The organism is Brevibacillus fluminis (genome assembly GCF_052072235.1).
GTDB lineage: Bacteria > Bacillota > Bacilli > Brevibacillales > Brevibacillaceae > Brevibacillus_D > Brevibacillus_D fluminis_A.
The window spans coordinates 5,836,945-5,856,742 of the sequence record NZ_CM125436.1; the positions used below are offsets into that span (position 1 = coordinate 5,836,945).

Genomic DNA, 19,798 nt, shown 5'->3' on the forward strand with positions numbered 1-19,798 from the left:
ATAGTAGTTCTTTACTTTAAAAAGTAACACTATAGATAGTAAATTCTTACTAAATATTATCTATAAATGTTGTTGTATGGTCAAATAACATCTATCGTGTGTTAAAAACACTATTTCCCTGCTTTAAGCTGAGTAAGAGGTGGTACGGCAATGGACGATCTCTTGCAGAAGCTAGGCGAACAGTTACGTTTTCTGCGTAAAGAAAAAGGATGGAGTCAAGACAAATTGGCTGAACTTTCTGGCCTCCATACGAACTACATTGGACAAATTGAACGCGGCGAAAAGAACCTCACCATCGAAACGCTGTATAAAGTATCAACAGGACTAGGCATTTCTTTGGAAGAACTGTTTCAGTCTATTGACCCCAAGCATCGACAAACGGGTCTAACCAAAATTGTTGAACTGCTGTCCCAGCGACCGGTTGAAGATCAGGCGATGGTGCTGCATCTGGTCCAAACCATATTGGCATGGGATGACCGGAAACGAAAGTAAATCCCCCTTCTGCAAGTAAAGAAGGAGGATTTTTTCATTTTTGTCAAAGCAGAAGTAGGATTCTACCGCTATCCTGTGAATCAACATCTAGAACAAATGTTCTAAAATCGGTTAGACATAAGGAGGCTCTGCGATGCAAAATCTGTCTGAACAGTATGAACACTTGGTTTGCCAGGAAGATGAATTGATCCGTAACATCCAAACCTGCGAGGAGATTCTTTCTCTTTTGCTGGACTACATCTACAAACAAAATCTTGATTTGCGTGGAAATACGATGAGTGAGATCATTCAGTCCATACACAACATGGAGGGAAAGCTGCGCGGCGACCTTTTGCAGACACGAATCGAAAAAACTATTCTCTCCTGCCAGATGAAAAAGTACGTCCCTCCTTCCGTTCTTGGCTAATTGTTACAAAATGATGGTAAATCTGTTTGGTGCACGAAACAAATGTACCTTCTCTTTGGACAAAAATGACGACCCTTCCGCTTGCATGGCGGAAGGGTCTACTCCTAAAAAAAGCGTTTGCGATTGTTCGTCGAATGTCATCACAATAGAAGTAATCTCTCGTTTCTCATTGATGTGAATCTCTTTGATCATTAAGCGAAGCAACGACTTTTTTTGTTCCAGGGTAGCCAATTGAATTAAGGAATCAAATTGCTGCAGTACGCCCTGGATGTATTCGGCTGTGATTGGCTCATCATTTTCAGCTCCTAATTCATGGTTGATCTCCGCTTTGCGTTGGAGCAAGGCTTCTGATTCATCCGAAAGCTGATCAATTCGTGTGACAAACATCTCTCTGTCGATGGCATCCTCTTCATACAAAGCGAAATATTTCTTGCGCTTCTCATCGATGGCCGCAAGTTTCGTTTCGATTGACTGCCATTCCTGCTTGAGCGGACCAATCGTGTTTGACTTCCGGTGGTTAATCGTTTCCAAAAGGTCTTGCAAAATCCGAGGCTCTGATATAACTTCCCGAATTCGGTCAAGGACGTACTGTTCGGCATAATCAGCACCCACACTGTTGGCATGACAAACTGCTGAGCCTTTGTTGCGGAAGTTGCTGCATGAATAGTATCGACGAATGATAAACGTACCATTTTTCAGCCTGTTCTTGGTTCGGTTCGCTACCATTGGCGCTCCGCACTCAGGGCAGCGGATCAGTCCGGTAAGAAGGTATTGACCATCAAACACACGGGGATTCACCTTGGACTTTTCGTTGTGAAGCACCTGAACCTTTTCCCACAGTTCTTTCGGAATTATTGGTTCATGTTTGCCTTCTACGATAATGGGATCAGGATTTTTGCCTTTGCGTCGTCTTTCATTCCAGTTCTCAAATCGGTTGTATCTTATAATGCCCGCATAGAGCGGATTGGTCACGATTTCTTTAACAGCGGTCGTACTAAACGGGTTGCCCAGTTTCGTTTTGTTGCCTTCATGGTTCAGTTGGTTAGCAATGGCACGCAACCCTTTCCCGGAAGCATACAGTTCAAATATCTTTCTGACTATGGCGGCTTCTTCCGGTACAATCTCCAGGCTACTTCCTTTGCTTCGCTTATCGCCTGTAGCAAGGCTTCTATATCCGAGCACAAGTCCGCCATTGTAGTTGCCTGTTCTCGCCCTTTGCTTCAAGCCCATCTTTACATTATCCACAATGGTGTTGCGCTCCAGTTCACCAACAGCGGCAAGCATTTGTAGGGCAAACTTGCCCATGGCCGTTTCCGTTTCAAAGTTCTCGGTGAAACTGCGGAAAGCGACTTTGTATTTGCTGAAATGATCCACCATCTTTAAAAGGTCGATGGTTTTTCGGGCAAGACGATTCATCTTCCACACGATTACCTCGTCAATTTCACCTGTTTCTACATCTCGAAGCAAGCGTTGCAGTTCATAACGTCCTTCAACGGACTTACCGGATACGCCCCGATCAACATACTCGCCATAAACGGTCTTGCCGTACATTTTGCAGTAATTTCGCAAGGTGTCCAATTGAGCATCTATGCTATAACCGTGTTCCGCCTGTTCCTCTGTACTTACACGTGCATATATGGCGACACGAACAGTTTTGTGTTCCATTTTCTTCTCCTTTCTACGCTGACACGTCACGTTGCTTGCGCAATGCCTCTCCGAAATCTACGGTTACGCTCTCCAATTCCCTCTGTGCATTGATCGTAATTTGGTCAACCAATACACGTAACAAGGAGTTTTTTTGCTCTGGGGAGGCAACACTCAGAACCTTTTTCCATTGATTGAGAGCAGTCAGAATGGTTGGCAGCGGAACAAGTTCTCTTTCTTGTGTCTCGATTTCTTCAATGATTCCCTGCTTTTTCTGCATGAGAGCCTGGATCTGATCCTTTAGCTCCCTCAGTCTTTCCACCAAATCACGTTGTTCCATGCCATCCTGTTCAAACAAAACAAGGTACTTTTGTCTCCGCTGTTGAAGCTGTTCCAAGTCCTTTTCCATTCGCTCCAACTCTAGCTGCAATGGAATAATTCGTTCCCGTTGTTTACTGTTTGCGTGCTCTACAATATCCTGAACCAACACAGGGTTGGAAAGAAAGTGTCCAACCTGGCACCAGACTACTTCCTCCACTTTTTCAGCCGGTATGCTGTTTGGTTTGCAGACTGTTCCGCCTTTGTTGGTGTAATTACTGCATATATAGTAATGGTACAAGCGAATGCTACCGTTTTTGTTCCTGTTCTTAATGTGATGGGCAATCATTCCACTTCCGCATGAGGGGCATTTCAAGATGCCTGTCAATGGATAGCTGCGTTTTACTACTTTTTTGACCGACCTGGGAGCAGAAGCATATTGTTGCTGCACTTGCTCCCATAACTCGGTCGAAATAATTGCTTCATGTTGGCCGTCAACGACTACACTCTGTCCATCAAATGAGGTGTAACGAACCTTGCCGATATACACGGGATTCAGAAGTATATCCCGAACAATCCCAATCGAAAAGTGTTTGCCCTTCTTGGTAGTGAATCCTTCGCTATTCAACTGATTGACAATGGCTTTCAATCCATTGCCATGGGCATACAACTGAAAAATATGCCGGATTACATTGGCTTCTTCTTCGTGTACACAAAAACGAGTCTCTCCCGTGTCATCTGACACAAGTTCGTAACCCAGGATCGGGGTATTGCAATAAATACCTGCCTTTGCCCGTTGCTGCATCCCCATTCTCGTGTTTTCGATTATCGTATTTCTCTCAAACTCTGCTGTCGCACCTAGCATTTGCAAGATAAATTTGCCGATCGGAGTCTGGCTGTCAAAGCTTTCGCTAAGGGAATGGAGCGTGCAGTCATGTTCGTGCAAGGTTTGGACGATCTCCATCAAATCCACAACATTTCGGGCCATGCGATTCACTTTACAGATCAGCACTTCCCGAAAGCGGTGCTGTTTTGCATCCCGCAGGAGACTCTGCAATGCTTTTCTGCCGTCAACCGACTTGCCTGAAACCCCACCATCCACGTACTCTCTGAAAATCGTTTTGTGATGAGCCTGGCAATATTGCCGAAGGAGTTCAAGTTGCGCTTCTATACTATAGCCATACTCCGCCTGTTCTTCCGTACTGACCCGGACGTAGATGGCAACACTGTTCTGATCTGGCATGTCCCAACACTCCATCAGGCGATAATCTTATAGTCATAGGTGCCAAGCAATTGTGCAGTCAATTCGCGATCCATTTCGTCGTCAGCCTCACGATCCAGCTTCTGGAGAAAGGCACTCCAATCGGGACGTGGATTCTTTGGCATTTTGTCCTTTGCTTCAAGTTTGCTGGCATGATTCAAAATCATGTCAGAGAGGATATCAAGCATCAGTGAATACCGATGGTTCGCAGTTTGCGCATGGGTGATCATATGAAGAACTCCTTTCTGTAGCAATCCCCCCTTCCGTACCTTCCACTTTCGGAAGGGGGACGTGGCACTTTAATCAATTGGTGTTACTGGTTTATCTGTTATGAGCTTGTCGGAACAAAGCACCTGAATAATAACGGGCAGAATGATCAAGACAATGCGGAGAATTTTACACAACATCTTCTCACCACCTTAGTACTCATGCGGGTACAGCATCGTACAGTAATCACCGCTGTCGATGACCCAGATGGTAGTTTGTATAGGGCGTTCAATGGACTTGAATGCAATCGTTTCTTGGTGATAAGGCTGCTCCTGCCGGTTACACACTTTTTGTACTGCTCGTCCCTCTTGTACTTCAACGAACAGTTCAAACACCTGTAAATAATCCATTGTATCGCCGCGATTTTTGCGAACATCGATAATGCTCCATAGCAATTGTTGAATATCTGTTCCCACTTCGTCATGTACACCCTTGGTAACGTAGCGATTCGAGGAAAACATGTTATATGACTGCCTCCTGCTCTTTGAAGCTGTAATAGGTCCCTGCTCCGATAATTACGTGATCAAGCACCTGAATGCAGAGAGCCGCACCCGCATCTACAATTCGCTGGGTTACCTCACGATCTTCATAGGAAGGGGTTGGGTCTCCCGATGGATGATTGTGAACGAGGGCAACGGAACTTGCTAGGAGCCGAACAGCGGGAGAAAAAATTTCTCTCGGCGTAATTACCGTTGCATCTACTGTCCCTTGCGTGATCGTTTCTACATGCATAAGCCTGTTTTTGGTGTTGAAGTATAAAACCCGAAATTGTTCCACCCGCAACAATTGCATGTCTGACACAAGGTCCATGATGTCTCTTGGTGACCGGACAAATATTTTGGACTTCTGTTCTCCCTGGATAATTCGAGCTACCAACTCGGCAATTGCCTTTAGCTGAATCGCCTTAGCCTTCCCGATGCCAGGAATCCGCTCAAGTTCCTGCTGATGAGTGTAGAGAAACACTTCCTTTAGATTGCCGTACCTGTTAAGCAAGTGCTGGGCTGATGTTTCGGAAACAATGGACGCGAGCAACTGGTCGTCTCGCATTTGGCTATAGCAGAAATTAGAGGAGGACTTTCTGCAAAGTATCATGACTTCTCCCCCCTCCCATTTTGTTCTGCCATTTCTCGCAACCATGTTTCCGTTTCAGCGTCATGGATACCAACCAATGTGTAGAACAACATCATAAAGTCATTGTTGTAAAGTACGCCGATCCGGTAGAGTGGCTGATTCCCTGTTGTGACCAGTTCCACAAACTCTGGCATGGATCGGCGCAAGCCATCCGTGAGCCCGACTGGCTGGAAATTGTGGTCACCTGCTTCGATCACAACCATGTAGCCATCTCTTTCAAGAGACCAGCCCTCTAATGGTTGATCACATCCGAGAGCGTGGTAGAGTCCGAGAAACTCTTCTTCCAGGTAGTTCATGTAGTCAAGTGGAAGTGCATTTGCTCGTTGCAATGTGGCTATGTCAGCCGCTGTCATGATAATTCTCAAAGAAATCCCTCCTGATCAGGTGTTAGCAGCAGATTCAAGGAAATATTAAATATTTGAATTTTCCGATAATTCATTTTCCTTTTTCTCAGTTGAATCAGGATCGGAGAACCGTACCCAGCCCCTAAAAAAGTGGAGACACCCACCTATTGTTTGGTGTTTTGGTACTAGATTTTCCTTGATGCTTTATCAAACACTCCCATTGGGCCCCCATTTCCCCCCCTGCCTTGCTGTAGACAGGGAGATTATTTTGTCAGAGGGGAGGGCATTTTTATTGTATTTATCATTTTACTGGGGGCTTTGGGGGCGAAATTGCTAGAAGCCCTTGCCTCCCATAGAGAAGTTAGCGCCCCCTGACCCGAGTGCTGAGGGGGTATTGCCCCATTATTCCACTTCGAAGATTTGTTGGATTTCAGGTGACTGGTGACTGAGAATGGATCTTTGGCTCCCTTTATTAGCTGTTCGTCTACCAGCTTCTTCGCCTCGAATGTGTTCAGCCTTGATCCAAAGCAATCTAGGACGATTATTAGTCCCCACCCTTTTTTTGATTAGTCGGCGGGTTCTCACCTTTCCATCTGTTTCCTCTTCCTCTACACGTATGATTCCTTGCCGCTCCAACTGTTGCCAGAGAGTGCTAGATGTTACTGGGAGATGCTCTCCCTGTCTAGCCAGAAAGCTGGAAACCGTATTGTAGATCACATCAGGAAGGAAATAGTAGTAGTCTTTGTCATGCCAGCCTACCAGTGTGCTATTAGTCGGTGCGAGTGAGAGGTCATCAGTCCTTGCTTCAGTCGGCAGAGTATGGATGGATTTGTTTGCCAGTAGTTCAGAGATTACGCTGAGGAAGCGGGTGCTTGGCATGACATCCGAGACTCGTTCACCCTGTTGTTCAGAAAGTGAAAGAAACACATTCCACCCCACGTCCAACAATCGTTCTTTCTCTACTATTTCTACAGCACCAATACTGCTCGCGTACTCTAAAGCAAAGTGGAGACCCAGAAAGAGCCATGCTGCCGCTTCAGCCAATCTTCCATGCTGCTGGCTTGGAAGCGCAGAATCTCTTTTTTCTTGGAATTGAGTATATAATTCATTTTTAGGCGTTTCTTCCATGGTTATCGCCAGCCATTCCAGATACCCGCGCATAGCCTGTCCCAACAGATTCGATTGAGACTGACCTTCGCTTAATTTCACTAAATCTAACTCACCAGGTCGAAGTTCTGTTTTGACGTAACGGGCGTTACTCGATTGACCGCTAATTAGGTCTTCACCCGTTATAAGTGCCAATCCCCGAGGCGGATAGTCCCGGCGCAAGGATGTGTCTTGTCTCATTCGCCCTCGACTGACCCGATCTCCGTAGGTACGCATCAATTGCTGGGCTGTCTGCTCCATTTTCTTTGCGTCCTGTGGGTTTGCCGAAGGATGATAGTCATCGATCAGCAATACAGAATCCTTGCAATCAAACGTCCTTTTTTCCATCGAGTTCATTGAATCCTTGAAGTTAAGCGGAGGTGTTTTAGGCGTAAACGATCCAAAGTGACACAGAAAAAGTGCCGCCAATGATGATTTTCGTGCACCCGATTCCCCATGTAGCCAAAGGATGAAGGCGGGTTCTAAATCCACAGAACGTAGCCATTCACACAATGGGGCAAGGAACATCAAGGCAAACAAAGGCAAAGTGACCTTCTTAGGTGCAAGATCCAACAAACTGAGGCTGGCTTTCATGGCTGCGATTGGATCGTCCACATTTTCAGGCAACTTGTACCTACGGAGCCGGTCGTCGACTTCAACCTTTACATTACTTGGGCCAACACATCCTCCAGCATGGAGATAGCACCATTGTCCGTCAATCCTACGCCAACCTAAGTGGGTATACACATTTTCATTCTGAAGATCCTGAGAAAACGTCTGAATGGCATGCCGAACCTGATCTTTTGCCAAATGACCTGGTTCTATATTGGGAGCCAATCCCCATTGATGTAGCCAAGTCAAGCCAGGAAAATCAGCAGCAGGGACAAGAATGGGGTGGAGTTCTTGCTGTGTTTTTATAATGATTCCTTCCATTTGATAGTGCATCTGCCGCTCCACCCCGTCATCTTTGCAAACTATCCTTGTCGCTTTCGCCATAAAGTTGGCCAATGGTGTATATTTAGGGAATCCGTCCTTCTTGTAAGAAACCCCACATAGGTTACCTTGCTGATCTATGTGATATTTTGTATTTTTTACAAGCTGCACCCACTTCTCCATCCCTTGAGAAGCTGGCTTTTTTGAGTTTTGCATGATGAATTGAACTGGACTGTTTGTGATTTCATTTTGCTCATTGGTACGAATTTTACCGAAACAATGCTGAATCTGGGATTCATCACAACCAATTGTTGAGCAACGTGTCGGTCCGTACGTCCCATTGCTTGAACACTTTAGTTCTTCTATCCGACTGGAACTACGTCTATCATGTTTGGTGGATACTTTTGAAAAATGTAGAGCTTGTTCAGCATATCCAGCTTTGACAAGCATCGACACCCAGCGAAACCACTCTTCTTCAGACAAGCCTGTCCCGTTTTGCACCTGCACTGCCTGCCGAAACATGGGACACTTTTCTGACAAGGTTTGGATTACGTCAATGTTGACTTGATCCTGTTGACCAATTGGTTTATTAGCTGTCGTTTGTTTTTTTGTCATCTTCTGAATCATCCACTCAGGTGCTTCGGTACATTCTAGGTCCCACGGAGCTCTGCCTTCCACCCATTCGTAAATACCTCCGTTCTGGTGAATGGAGGGCGGGACGACCGTTTGTTGGCCTTCTCCAAGCAAAGCACACTCTTCATGATAATTGTTGCGATCTGCTTCGAAATGTTTAGTCAAAGTAACTCCTTCTGGGATAGCATAAAGCAACCTGCGCCCACCGCCTGGGGTTGTAAACTCCCATGTAGGGGGCAAATTACCTTGACTCCAATCTTTCAGTGTAAGTTCCCCGAATTCGCCGTCTACATCGACAGCAACCAAACCGGAGACGCTGCCTAAAATCAGACCAATGTTTGCTTTTGGCCAGTATCGGTACCATTTTTCTATCTCTTCTAGGAAAGGAACTTCCCGCTGTGACCAGCCTTTTAGTAGTGGCGTTTTTCCTGGTTTACTGCAAACGCCAAGGTGATGCTCACTAATCCCTTCATGGTTATGCGGGCAAAGTGGGATGATGGGAAAGTTGTTTTCGGCATACCAAACGGCGTATGACTTAATAGATGAATCGTTGTCTTGAGTTGAAGCATAATTTCCTGCACTATTATCAGCTAAGTTGTTTACAAGGTCGGTGTTATGCATTACTATCCCTCTTTATTGCATTTTTTGCGATGACTTGGGCAAAGTGGCTAAAGCCACTTTGCCGACCATTAATGCCATTTTACCTAGTTACATGAGGATTTACTTTTATTGACATTTGAAGCCCAAGCATTTTGCAAACCTGATTCTGGAAAAAGACGGTGTCACGGAAATAAGCCAACTCTTCATCAGTACTAGCGTCCGTAACCATAAGTAAGCTACAATCTTCAATAATGATTCCGTCTATCTGCATTAGGAACAATTTTACATTGTCTTCTATTTCATTAATCTCTTTAGCAGTAAAGCACCCTATGTTGATATGAAGCGGTAATGCCCAACTTACAATTATTTCAGAATCAGAGATAGTAACATTACTTGTGCAATGGTCAGTAATGTAAAATAGTTCCCATAAAAGTTGATGCATCATACAATCTTTTTCAATGGGGTCCGTAACTTTAGCAAAACGTATCCCATTGAAGCCTGTAATAACAACTTGAATTTCTTGCAAAAAAGTACCCTGCTGATAACGAACATGCTCATACATGAAGTTGAAAGTGTCTTTAACTTCATTGCGAGTATCGATGAAAGTTACGTTGTGTTTCATATATTTTTCATTCCTTCCGTTTAATGATTGTGGTTTATCGTACTTGGCCGGATTTCCCATTACATATAGTGCAATCAGGCGGCAAACAGGGATATACCCCTTTGCCATATTCGATCTTGCTAGCTAACAATTACACACTGGTATCAAGTCGAGTGAGAATTGTCGTGCAAACCAGTTCTTCTTGAAGCCCTTATTGATTTGATTTACAAACCGATCTACCTCATCCTGAGTGTGAAACGTTATCGGCTTTGGCAATACCCATTCAGCTTGCACACCTCGGAATGTCAGGCTCACTCGATTTGGTTTTGGCTTTAGTTTTTTCACATCTTTTAGCATCTTGTGATAGATGTATTCCTGAACCACTTTCGGGTCCTCACGTTGGAGCAAACCCGGTTCAAATCGAACATTGCCTTCATGGAACGTAACCTTGTATCCTACAATAGACATCGTCATAAATTTCACCTCCGATCTATTTTCTACTAGTAGAATTAAACTGCCGATGAGTAGACTGAGCATGTCTTACCCTGTTCTATTGATGTGCGCTCATCGGATTATGTTATTTAATTTAAAACAATGCCGAAAACAAAATAAGGGAAAGACGTCTGAGCGTCTTTCCCCCTAAACCTTTGAAGTCAATTATTAAAATCCTGTAGAAAATTTTCATACATGATTTGTTGTAAAATCTGTTTTGCTTCCTGATTATTTCTGTCTCCTTTTCGATCACTCAGAGCAATTATTTTTAGCACCTGTTCTAGCCAAGACCGAACTAGTTTTTCCTTTGGGTTGTCTGGGTTGTCCAACACGTTAATAACCTTAGTAACGATCTCCTCATTTGATGGATGACTTAGTATAGCCGCTTCCGTGTCCTCTATCAACTTCTGTATTCTGCTGTTAGCCCGTTCTTTGAACTCTCCTAATACAACCTGCTCAAACAGAGCTTCGATTACTTGTCGTTCATAATCTTTGTCATTGATATTATTTTCTGCTAAATGTTCTTTGCTTGGTTCCAATTTCTTATTTTGATTATCAATCGATTTTCTTAACAGGTAGCTAATCAGCTTATCCAGTTCCTCTTCTTCAATTTCCCGCTGTTTTCGAGTTTCTTCATCACAATGTCCTAATTCAAGTGTGTTTTTAATGTAATACGTTGATAGTTGCTTAGATAGATTTAGATGGTAAGTATCCAGAGCCTTGTTCATCCTCAAAAGCACCTGAAACCGAAGTAACGCAGGCATCATCTGAATAACAGCCATTACTTGGGCTACCTTTTTTTCAAGCTCCACAATTAATTCTGTTTCCTTTTCAGCACGAACATAAGAGGCATGGTTTTTTATTGCTGTCTGCAAATGATTAGGAACGTATGTTTCGATGCTTTGAAACAATTTTTCGTTGTATTCCTTTACCCTGTCCAAAGAGTATATCTGTTTGGCCTTGTCACGACTAAACTCTGGATGTAATATCAATGAGTCAAGCAATACTAGCAAAAAGCCATGCCAATCTTTATCATATTCATATCGTGTAGATGGTTTAAAGTCACTTTTAACAAAGTTATACAATTCGTAAAAACGTGTAAGCCAATTTTCAAACGTGTCTTCACTTACCCGTAAAATACTCCGAATATCCTTAGGAGTCAGTGTTTCTTTATTCAGTTTTTCAGTAATAACTTTTTCACGGAAAATTTCGTTTACGTTATCCTTGTTTTTACTCATTTTTCCCTCCCAGGCTGAAAAAACAAAAAAATTATCCGTCACTTATGATACGGCTCCCCCCTAACAATCCGAAACCCCCGATAAACCTGCTCCACCAAAATAAGCCTCATCAACTGATGCGGAAACGTCATCTTAGAAAACGACAACTGCGCATCCGCCCGCTTCAACACCTCTGCCGACAACCCCAGCGACCCGCCGATCACAAACGCCACCTGACTCTTCCCATAAGTCGCGAGCCGATCCAGCTCCGCCGCCAGCTTCTCCGACGACCACATCTGCCCGTCGATCGCCAGCGCAATCACATGCTGGTCCGGCTTCAGCTGGGCCAAAATGCGCTCACCTTCCTTGCGCTTGACCTGCTCCATCTCCGTCGCACTCAGCTCTTCCGGTGCCTTTTCATCCGCGACCTCAACGACCTGCAGCTTGCAATACGCCGTCAACCGTTTGCTGTATTCCTCTATCCCTTCCTTCAAATACTTCTCCTTCAGCTTCCCAACCGTCACAATCGTAATCTGCACGTTCCTTACAGCCCCTTCTCTTTCAGCAGCACAATCTCGCCTGCGCCACCGCACTCGCCACAGACATGCGGCACCGTCTCATCTTCCACGTCCGAGCGCCGGAACGTATCAGGTGCTGTTTCATACTGATCCACATATTCATCAATCGCGACTTCCGCGTCTTCCATGCAGCTCACCACAACCGGAAATCCCGCCTGCAGCTCTACGTCTTTCCCTTGAATCCGGAGTGTCCGTTCTTTCATATCTTCATGTTTCATCATGTCATTCGTCCTCATTTCCCTCGATTCTTCTGCTCCTATTCTACCCAATTCGCCACCATTGCACAAAAAAGAAAGAGGCACCCCTCAGGCACCTCTTCCAACCTTATTAGTTATTGCCGCCTCGCTGCTGGCTCAATTTCACAGTCGCTGTCTTTTTGAAGCCGTCACGATAGAAGGTTACCACAACATCATCGCCTGGTTTTTTGTTCAGGGTCAGGTATTTGCGCAATTGAGCGCTGCTTGTGATGTCCGTGTCATCCAGTTTGGTGATCACGTCGTATTCCTTCAAGCCCGCTTTGGCTGCAGGCGAGAATTGCTCGGTGTTCATGATGACGACACCGGTGTTGACGTTATCTGGCAGGTGAAGCGTTTCTGTCCAGTGGTAACGCGGAATATTGGTCAGGTCGCGCGGCGTGATACCGATATAAGCGCGAACCAGTTTGCCGTCTTTCATCAGCTGGGCGCTGATTTTTTTCACGTCGTTGATCGGGATCGCGAAGCCCAGACCTTCAACGCCTTCTTTGGAAATTTTCATCGTGTTGATCCCGATGACCTGTCCGTACATGTTCACCAAAGCGCCACCACTGTTACCCGGGTTGATCGCTGCGTCAGTCTGCAGCACGTCCAGCTCCCATTCCGGTTGGCCGTCTTCATCCAGGTCAACTGGCATCGAGCGGTTCAGCGAGCTGACGATCCCTTGTGTAACGGTACGGGAAAATTTCATGCCGAGCGGGTTCCCGATCGCGATTGCAGGTTCTCCTACCTTCAATGTGGACGAGTCGCCGAGTTCAGCGACGCTGGTCACTTTGGAACCGTCGATCTCAAGCACCGCCAAGTCACTCAGCGGATCGGCGCCCAAAATTTTCGCATCCACTTTATCTCCGCTTGCCAGGTACACTTCTACCTTTTGCGCGCCAGAGATTACGTGGTTGTTGGTGATGATGTGGGCTTTGCCGTTTTTCACTTCAAAAATAACGCCGGAGCCTTCACCTGTCTCCACATTGCTCGATTGGTTGGACCACATGTCGGTTTGCTTTTGGATGTTGACGATCCCAACCACGGCATTTTCAACTTTTTCTACTGCGCGGACTGTTGCTGTATCGACATTAACCGAGATTGGCTGCGAAACTGCCGTTGGCATGATCGAGTTGCCCATCGCCATTGCAGACGCACCCGATTGAATTGCTGGAATATATCCTGATTTTGAAATAGCCGGGAGCATTAAGAGAACGACCATACCACCGATGACAGCGGAGGTCACGGAGGTCATGACCATTTTGCCGACTCCCAGATCCCTGCGCTTGCGTCGTTCCGTTTTTTCGTACATGTCATCATAGTATCCCATTATTCTTCTCTCCTTCCACACGTTACTAGCTTATCTGCTTCAGCAGTTCGTTATACTTCCTTCGACACCCTTAGTATACGAAACACTTTCGGCAAAGTGGCGTGAGAATTATGGAAAGCTTGTGGAATCGCCGATTTGCTGAAAGCATAGAACCACAAGGGCCGGCGTATACTAGGAAGTAAAACGCAATGGAAAGGATGACCAATCGTGAGCAATCCCTTTTCTCCCTTTCAGGAAGTCAATGTATTGGCCAAGCTGGCTGATTTGCAAGAGACCGAATACCACAATACCGTTTTGCTCCACGGCATCATCGAGCTGCTCATCCAAAAAGGCGTGCTGACGAGAGAAGAGCTACTCGCCACAGCACGCCAAATCGATACGCAATTAAGTCAACAACTGCCTTCTGCCAATAAAGTGGTGCCTTTCTCGACGCCTACAGCTCCTCCATTTTCGTAGGGCGGTGCGGGTAGGTTTCACGCAAAAAAACATCATCGCCGACCTTCAGCCCTTTTTCCTCGAGGATGTTCTTCACCGTCAGCTGCGCCAGCTCCATCATGTTGTTCTCTTTGCTCAGATGCGCGAGGTAGACTCGTTCTGCTTGGCCCTGCAGCAAATCGGTCAGCGCCTCGCCCGCCGTCTCGTTGGACAAGTGCCCCACGTCGCTCAGGATGCGCCGTTTGATACTCCACGGGTAATGGGACATCCGCAGCATTTCTACATCATGATTGGATTCAAACACATAGGCATCCGCCCCGCGAATCGTCTCCTTGATCTTGTTGCTGACATACCCCAGATCGGTCGCGACACTGAGCTTCTTTTGCCCGTGATAAAAGCAAAACCCCATGGGCTCGACAGCATCGTGCGAAATACCGAACGACTCGATCCCCAAGTCTTCGAATTCCTTTTTCTCGCCAATCTCAAAAAACATCTGATGCTCCGGCGCGATCGTACCGATCTGTCCGTCCAAGGCGCCCCACGTTTTTTGGTTAGCATAAATCGGGATGCCGTAGCGCCGGGCGAAAACGCCGATCCCTTTGATATGGTCGACGTGCTCATGCGTGACCAAAATCGCTTTAATTTCCTTCGGATCGACGCCGACCTCTTTCAGCGAAGCATCTGCCTGCTTGCCTGTTATCCCCACATCGATCAAGACGGAGGTACGGTCGGTGCCGACATAGATGGCATTGCCCGTACTTCCGCTTGCCAGTACGCTAAATCTCAACCTTCATCGCCTTCTCCCATTTCTCTCATTGCTGTACGCTGTGCTTCTCATCCGGCGGACGCTCGATCGCGCCGGTGAAGCCGTTGATATAATCGGTTCTGCCATCGTGGATGAAGCGCCATACAGGCGCGAGCACCTGAATATCTGCATCGTAGTAATAGCCATAGTAGCCAAGCGTGACATCCTCAATCTTTTCGCCTTGCTTGATAATCTCGTTTTCGACCAGCGACCGGAGTGCGGTATAGGCCGAAATCACCTGCCGTCCCGACCCTTGATTGCGGATATGGACATAGGTTTGCCGATAGCGCTTGATGAGATTATCTTCTATCACGAATTCCAATGGCGCGACAAATAACGGGTACTTGCCGTTGTACTGCCAGTAAAACAGACGGTCCTTGTTGGAAAGGAACCTGTCCGGATGGTAGCTGCTAGCATACATGACGCGCTGGCCCATCATCTGCAGCCAATCGTCCAGATTTTTCACGTCACTCGCTGAATACGGCTGGTTAAAATAAGAGACAATCGCCGTTTTTTGCAGCGTGATCCGCTGGCCCGGCATCATGTTCATCGGGATTTGAAAGCCTTGGTACTCGACATTCAAATACTTCATCTCCGGCGTCTCCTGCGGAATCTCGGTCAACAGCATGATGTTTTGCTGTTTGGCATAAAACTCAATATCGCCCGCCGCTCCCTTGGCCGCTTCCGGATTGGCCCACTGCAAGTGGCGCGTCGCCGAAACCTGATACCCGAGGAAGAGATCGAGGACAAGAAAGGCCCAGATCAAAATCGTCTTCGCTCTACTCCAGTCCATGTTCTTTCCCCCCCGCTTTCAGCGAACGGGCGCTGATGACATACTGCCTGCCATCGACCGTCTCTACGACCCATACCGGGTTTAATTCCACATAGCCTTGGAACATCTTGATTTGGTATGCCAGATACGCATTGTTGACCCGCCGCGTATCGATGTCTTTTGTCCGCAAATAGCTGAACAGCTCGCTGCCTGACAAAATCGTCCATTCCTGATAATCGATATACTTGTCCAAATCCATCAGCGAGCGCTTCATGCTGACGACTTGTCCATCTTCAAGCGTGACGCGGATCGAATCGATCTGGTCGCGGTTCATGCCGATCAGCGGATAGGCGCCGACAAAGAGCCGAAACGTGATCTCATCGCCCTGCCCGTCGCCATCCTCGATTTTTTCAAACAAATAGTCATCAGTCCAGCCCAAATGCTGGTTAATGAACGATACGCTTGCCCGCACCTTCTCCTCTTCGGTGACATCCGATTTCCCTTGCTGGAAAGCCGGATCGGTGAAGGTGATCGATTGCGCGCTTTGCCCCATCTGAATAGCCCGGCTGCCATCGGTATAAATCGTTGTCCCGTCCCGCTCGACAATCTGCCTGACCAATGCGCGGTCCAGGAAGAACGCATCCATCAGCTCGGTTTCCGTGATCGGCAAGTAATTGTAGCGATACTGTCGCATGGTCAAAGGATCTTTCGGCAAATAATAGATTTGCCAATAGGGATTCGGGCGGTCATACACCGGAACATCCTTGTCCTGCATGGTATTGTCGGCGACGACCTTCAAAATCTGCTCGGGAAGCCGTTTGCCCACGGGCAAATACGACTCCTGCAAATCTTTCACGCTCACGACCGTCCGCGCGCGGACGACCTGCTTATCGCGTTTGGACATGAACAGGGCAAACACGACGTCGTTATCTTTATCATAGTACAGCCACAGCCGATCCATCTGCTTGAGTTGATCATACACTTCGCCGCGGAATGTAAAAACCTTATTAATGATGGAAATGGGCACGGAATCGCGGTACAAAATCTCCAGGCCGATTCGGTTTTGGGTCAAATCCTCCCACTCCGTCTTCGACAGCGGGTGCGGCGTGAAATCATAAAAATACCACTTGGCCATTTCTTTCGTAATATAGCGGTACCAGTCGTTGTTGGCGAGTGCCCGCGTGTGCTTGTTCTCACCATAGTGAAAAACAATGGAATCGGGCCGCAGCAGCTCTTCCAGCTGCTTTTCCTGGACTTGCTTCGCCTTTGTATAGGTCACCGGCTCGATGTATTGGAACTCCGGCTGGTTATTCCACAAGAGGCTGGTTAACACAAAACTGGTGAGGATCAGCAGATTCAGCAGAACGGTCTTCCCTGACTCAAGCCAATTCCTCATCGGCCCTCACCTCGCTTCTCAAACGATATCCAGAAGGTGACGGTCGTCCCTTCGTTCCACTCGCTTTCAATCGCGATTTCGCCACCATGCGCATGAACCAGCTCACGGGCGATTGCCAGCCCTAAACCTGTACCGCCCTGACTGCGCGAACGCGCTTTGTCCACCCGGTAAAACCGCTCAAAAATACGCTTCAAATCGCGCTTGGGAATTCCGATTCCGGTATCCCTGACGCTGACATAAATCCGCTTTTGCTGCCAATTCAAGCTCAAGCCGAGCTGAATCGCGCCTCCTTCGGGCGTATACTTGATCGCGTTGGAGATCAGATTGTCGAGCACTTGATTGAGCGCGTCAGGATCAGCCAGCACGTGCGGCACTTCCTTTGGTATCTCCAGCGCAAAGGAAATTCCTTGCTGCTCGCTCTGCATCGCAAACCGGTCAGCTGCATACTTGAGCAAACGCCCGATGTCGATCTCCTTTTTGTGCAAACGAATCCCTTGCGAGTCAAAGCGCGAGAGCTGCAGCAAGTCGTTGACCAGCCGGATCATCCGCTCCGTCTCCGTCATCGTGACGCGCAAGAAACGATTGGACAGCTCTGCATCGTCCACAGCCCCATCGACCAATGCCTCGACATAGCTTTTGATCGTGGTAAGCGGCGTCCGCAGCTCATGGGAGACGTTGGCGACGAATTCGCGGCGCTGCTGCTCCAAACGCTGCTGCTCCGTGACATCCTGCAGCACCGCGATGATCCCGCCCTTCTTCCCGCTATTTTGCTGCAGCGGAGTAAAGTTCACGCTGAGCATGACGATCTCCCGGTTTGCCAGCATCATTTCAATCAGCAACGGCTCCTCCGCAAAAAGCGGCATCTCATCTTCGGGCGGCAGCCGCAATACATCATGCAGCGTTTTGCCGGCTGTCACCACATCCGTCATTTTGGTTTGCAGCATATCCTCGGCAGAAGGGTTCATCAAGATGATCTGCCCATGCCGATCGGCGGCGATCACCCCGTCGCTCATGTTGCTGAGGATTCCCGCGAGCTTTTCCCGCTCTTCCTCTTGCTGCAAAATCGCCTCACGCAGCCGAATCGTCATATGGTTAAAGGCGACACCGAGCTGACCGATTTCATCCCCGCTGTACACCTTCACGGCCCGATCAAAATCTCCTTCGGCAACCGCCTTGGCCTGTCTGGTCATTTCCTTCACCGGCGTGGTGATTGTCCGCGCCAGCACGACACCGAGGCCAGCGGTAAACAGCAGGGCGATCCCGGTCCCCGTGGCCAAAATGTTGATGATCTTGCGGATGGTCACATACATGCCTTCCATCGATGCGACCATATAGACCGCCCCATAGATGATATTGTCGCCTTTTACCGGTACAGCCAATACTTTGACCCGCTCACCGGTGCGCGGATCGATGCGCAGCGATTCATTGCGCGTCCCCAGCAGCGCGACCGTCACTTCCGACTGCGTCGTCCGCTGACCGATGATGCTCTTATCGTTTCGGTTGGTGCTGATCACCTTGCCGTTTTGGTCGATGATTTGCACATCGCCCGTCTTGACCAGGCTGTAGACCAGATTGTCGATTCCTGCCTTGTCTTCCTGCGACTGGTCCTTGCCGTCCCGCGCTGCGCGGAAATACCGCTCCACGTTGGCCGCGAGCAGCGTGCCCTGCGTATTCAAGGTCTCCGAAAAGTTATTCGTATAGTAGCTTTCGACCTCTCGAGCAAAATAAGCGCCGATGAACTGCATCGCCAGCAAAATCAGCAGCATGTACATGACGACGACTTTCCATTGGATGGTTCGAAGAAAGCCAAGCCGCATTTACGCTGTTCCCCCCACGACGGGATTACGCAGCGTATAACCCAATCCGCGTCGCGTAATAATGTATTTCGGCTGGCTGGGATCATCCTCGATCTTTTCGCGCAGACGTCGAATCGTGACGTCGACGGTGCGTACATCGCCGTAGTAATCAAAACCCCAAACCGCCTGCAGCAAATGCTCGCGCGTCAAGACCTGGCCCTGGTGCCGCACCAAATACACCAGCAGCTCAAATTCACGATGCGTCAGATCGAGAATTTCGCCAAGTTTTGCTATCGTATACGAGTGCATGTCGATTTCCAGCTCATGCACGCGCAGCAAGTGACCGTCACGGTCCGTTTGTTTCGGTTTTTGTCGGCGCAGATGCGCCTTCACGCGAGCAACCAGCTCACGCGCGGAAAAAGGCTTCGTCACGTAGTCGTCGGCGCCCAGCTCCAGTCCCAGCACCTTATCCAGCTCCGAGTCTTTCGCCGTCAGCATGATGATCGGCATGTCGAACGATTGGCGGACAGCACGGCAAACATCCATCCCATCGCGTCCCGGCAGCATCACATCGAGCAAGATCAAATCCGGCTTCTCGATTTCCACCAATCGGACTGCCTCGTCGCCATCGTACGCGCAGACGACTTGGTACCCTTCCTTTTCAAGCGTAAATTTTAAAATATCGGCGATGGGCCGTTCATCATCGACTACCAGGAGTTTCAATCCTTTTCACACTCCTTTTTATGCAACTACGGCTCCACCAAAAGAAATAGCGCAGCCAATGTATCTACTATCAGTTCCACTTGCAAAAACGCTTTTCCTGCCCAAATCCGCACCCAGAAGCAGGAAAGGGCCATCCTCATTTCTGAGTATGACCCTACCATCTTTTTATGTGATTCGCAAATTCAGCGAACCCCCATTTGTACCTATTTCGATTAAAAACGTCGTAACGTTTGTGTATTCAT

Annotated in this window: 21 protein-coding genes; 3 read left to right on the plus strand and 18 right to left on the minus strand. The window is 47.7% G+C overall.

All coding sequences use genetic code 11. The features are described 5' to 3' along the window. Nucleotides 1-150: 150 nt before the first annotated feature. Both ACTID9_RS28370 and ACTID9_RS28375 read left to right on the plus strand, forming a co-directional pair. The gene (locus tag ACTID9_RS28370) at nt 151-492 is read left to right on the plus strand and encodes a helix-turn-helix domain-containing protein (protein WP_441068972.1); all 342 of its coding nucleotides are present in this window, start codon (nt 151-153) and stop codon (nt 490-492) included. Between the two features lie 133 nt (nt 493-625). Next, nucleotides 626-898, plus strand: coding sequence for a hypothetical protein (locus ACTID9_RS28375; RefSeq protein ID WP_441068974.1), 273 nt, complete (start codon nt 626-628; stop codon nt 896-898). A gap of 3 nt (nt 899-901) precedes the next feature. On the opposite strand, the gene ACTID9_RS28380 is transcribed toward ACTID9_RS28375, so the two are convergent. The 13 genes from ACTID9_RS28380 to ACTID9_RS28440 form a co-directional block, all read right to left on the minus strand. Next, on the minus strand, nt 902-2,563 hold the full coding sequence (locus tag ACTID9_RS28380) for a recombinase family protein (protein WP_441068976.1): 1,662 nt from the start codon (nt 2,561-2,563) through the stop codon (nt 902-904). A gap of 13 nt (nt 2,564-2,576) precedes the next feature. Then, the gene (locus tag ACTID9_RS28385; protein ID WP_441068978.1) at nt 2,577-4,103 is read right to left on the minus strand and encodes a recombinase family protein; all 1,527 of its coding nucleotides are present in this window, start codon (nt 4,101-4,103) and stop codon (nt 2,577-2,579) included. Between the two features lie 14 nt (nt 4,104-4,117). Continuing rightward, nucleotides 4,118-4,351, minus strand: a complete 234-nt coding sequence (locus ACTID9_RS28390) for a hypothetical protein (protein WP_441068980.1) — start codon at nt 4,349-4,351, stop codon at nt 4,118-4,120. 189 nt (nt 4,352-4,540) lie between these two features. Then, the gene (locus ACTID9_RS28395) at nt 4,541-4,849 is read right to left on the minus strand and encodes a DUF960 family protein (protein WP_441068982.1); all 309 of its coding nucleotides are present in this window, start codon (nt 4,847-4,849) and stop codon (nt 4,541-4,543) included. A gap of 1 nt (nt 4,850) precedes the next feature. Then, nucleotides 4,851-5,480, minus strand: coding sequence for a RadC family protein (gene radC / locus ACTID9_RS28400; RefSeq protein WP_441068984.1), 630 nt, complete (start codon nt 5,478-5,480; stop codon nt 4,851-4,853). Next, nucleotides 5,477-5,884 (minus strand): hypothetical protein, encoded by a 408-nt coding sequence (locus tag ACTID9_RS28405; RefSeq protein WP_441068986.1) that lies wholly within the window; start codon nt 5,882-5,884, stop codon nt 5,477-5,479. The genes radC and ACTID9_RS28405 overlap by 4 nt, the downstream gene beginning before the upstream one ends. Before the next feature lie 381 nt (nt 5,885-6,265). Then, on the minus strand, nt 6,266-9,196 hold the full coding sequence (locus ACTID9_RS28410; protein ID WP_441068988.1) for a bifunctional DNA primase/polymerase: 2,931 nt from the start codon (nt 9,194-9,196) through the stop codon (nt 6,266-6,268). 79 nt (nt 9,197-9,275) lie between these two features. Continuing rightward, on the minus strand, nt 9,276-9,905 hold the full coding sequence (locus tag ACTID9_RS28415) for a hypothetical protein (RefSeq protein ID WP_441068990.1): 630 nt from the start codon (nt 9,903-9,905) through the stop codon (nt 9,276-9,278). Between the two features lie 15 nt (nt 9,906-9,920). After that, on the minus strand, nt 9,921-10,250 hold the full coding sequence (locus tag ACTID9_RS28420) for a hypothetical protein (protein WP_441068992.1): 330 nt from the start codon (nt 10,248-10,250) through the stop codon (nt 9,921-9,923). Nucleotides 10,251-10,429: 179 nt separating this feature from the next. Beyond that, the gene (locus tag ACTID9_RS28425) at nt 10,430-11,506 is read right to left on the minus strand and encodes a hypothetical protein (RefSeq protein WP_441068994.1); all 1,077 of its coding nucleotides are present in this window, start codon (nt 11,504-11,506) and stop codon (nt 10,430-10,432) included. A 38-nt stretch (nt 11,507-11,544) separates the two neighbouring features. Beyond that, the gene (gene rlmH, locus ACTID9_RS28430) at nt 11,545-12,024 is read right to left on the minus strand and encodes a 23S rRNA (pseudouridine(1915)-N(3))-methyltransferase RlmH (protein ID WP_441068996.1); all 480 of its coding nucleotides are present in this window, start codon (nt 12,022-12,024) and stop codon (nt 11,545-11,547) included. 5 nt (nt 12,025-12,029) lie between these two features. Further along, nucleotides 12,030-12,284, minus strand: coding sequence for a CxxH/CxxC protein (locus ACTID9_RS28435; protein ID WP_441068998.1), 255 nt, complete (start codon nt 12,282-12,284; stop codon nt 12,030-12,032). Between the two features lie 106 nt (nt 12,285-12,390). Beyond that, nucleotides 12,391-13,629 (minus strand): S1C family serine protease, encoded by a 1,239-nt coding sequence (locus ACTID9_RS28440; RefSeq protein WP_441069000.1) that lies wholly within the window; start codon nt 13,627-13,629, stop codon nt 12,391-12,393. A gap of 207 nt (nt 13,630-13,836) precedes the next feature. On the opposite strand from ACTID9_RS28440, the gene ACTID9_RS28445 reads away from it, so the two are divergent. After that, nucleotides 13,837-14,085, plus strand: a complete 249-nt coding sequence (locus ACTID9_RS28445; RefSeq protein WP_441069002.1) for a hypothetical protein — start codon at nt 13,837-13,839, stop codon at nt 14,083-14,085. Here the strand turns inward: ACTID9_RS28445 and ACTID9_RS28450 are convergent. Genes ACTID9_RS28450 through yycF form a run of 5 tightly spaced genes read right to left on the minus strand, consistent with a single transcriptional unit; the run spans nt 14,063 to nt 19,556 of the window. Then, nucleotides 14,063-14,851 carry an MBL fold metallo-hydrolase gene (locus tag ACTID9_RS28450; protein WP_441069004.1) on the minus strand — a complete coding sequence of 263 codons (789 nt, stop codon included), beginning with the start codon at nt 14,849-14,851 and terminating at the stop codon, nt 14,063-14,065. The genes ACTID9_RS28445 and ACTID9_RS28450 overlap by 23 nt on opposite strands. A gap of 25 nt (nt 14,852-14,876) precedes the next feature. Beyond that, nucleotides 14,877-15,662: a two-component system regulatory protein YycI gene (locus ACTID9_RS28455; protein WP_441069006.1), complete on the minus strand. Its 786-nt coding sequence runs from the start codon at nt 15,660-15,662 to the stop codon at nt 14,877-14,879. Further along, nucleotides 15,649-17,037, minus strand: a complete 1,389-nt coding sequence (locus ACTID9_RS28460) for a YycH family regulatory protein (protein WP_441069008.1) — start codon at nt 17,035-17,037, stop codon at nt 15,649-15,651. Before ACTID9_RS28460 ends, ACTID9_RS28455 begins: the two co-directional genes overlap by 14 nt. After that, nucleotides 17,034-18,854, minus strand: coding sequence for a cell wall metabolism sensor histidine kinase WalK (gene walK, locus ACTID9_RS28465; protein WP_441069010.1), 1,821 nt, complete (start codon nt 18,852-18,854; stop codon nt 17,034-17,036). Before walK ends, ACTID9_RS28460 begins: the two co-directional genes overlap by 4 nt. Beyond that, nucleotides 18,855-19,556 (minus strand): response regulator YycF, encoded by a 702-nt coding sequence (gene yycF, locus ACTID9_RS28470; protein WP_441069012.1) that lies wholly within the window; start codon nt 19,554-19,556, stop codon nt 18,855-18,857. Nucleotides 19,557-19,798 lie beyond the last annotated feature (242 nt).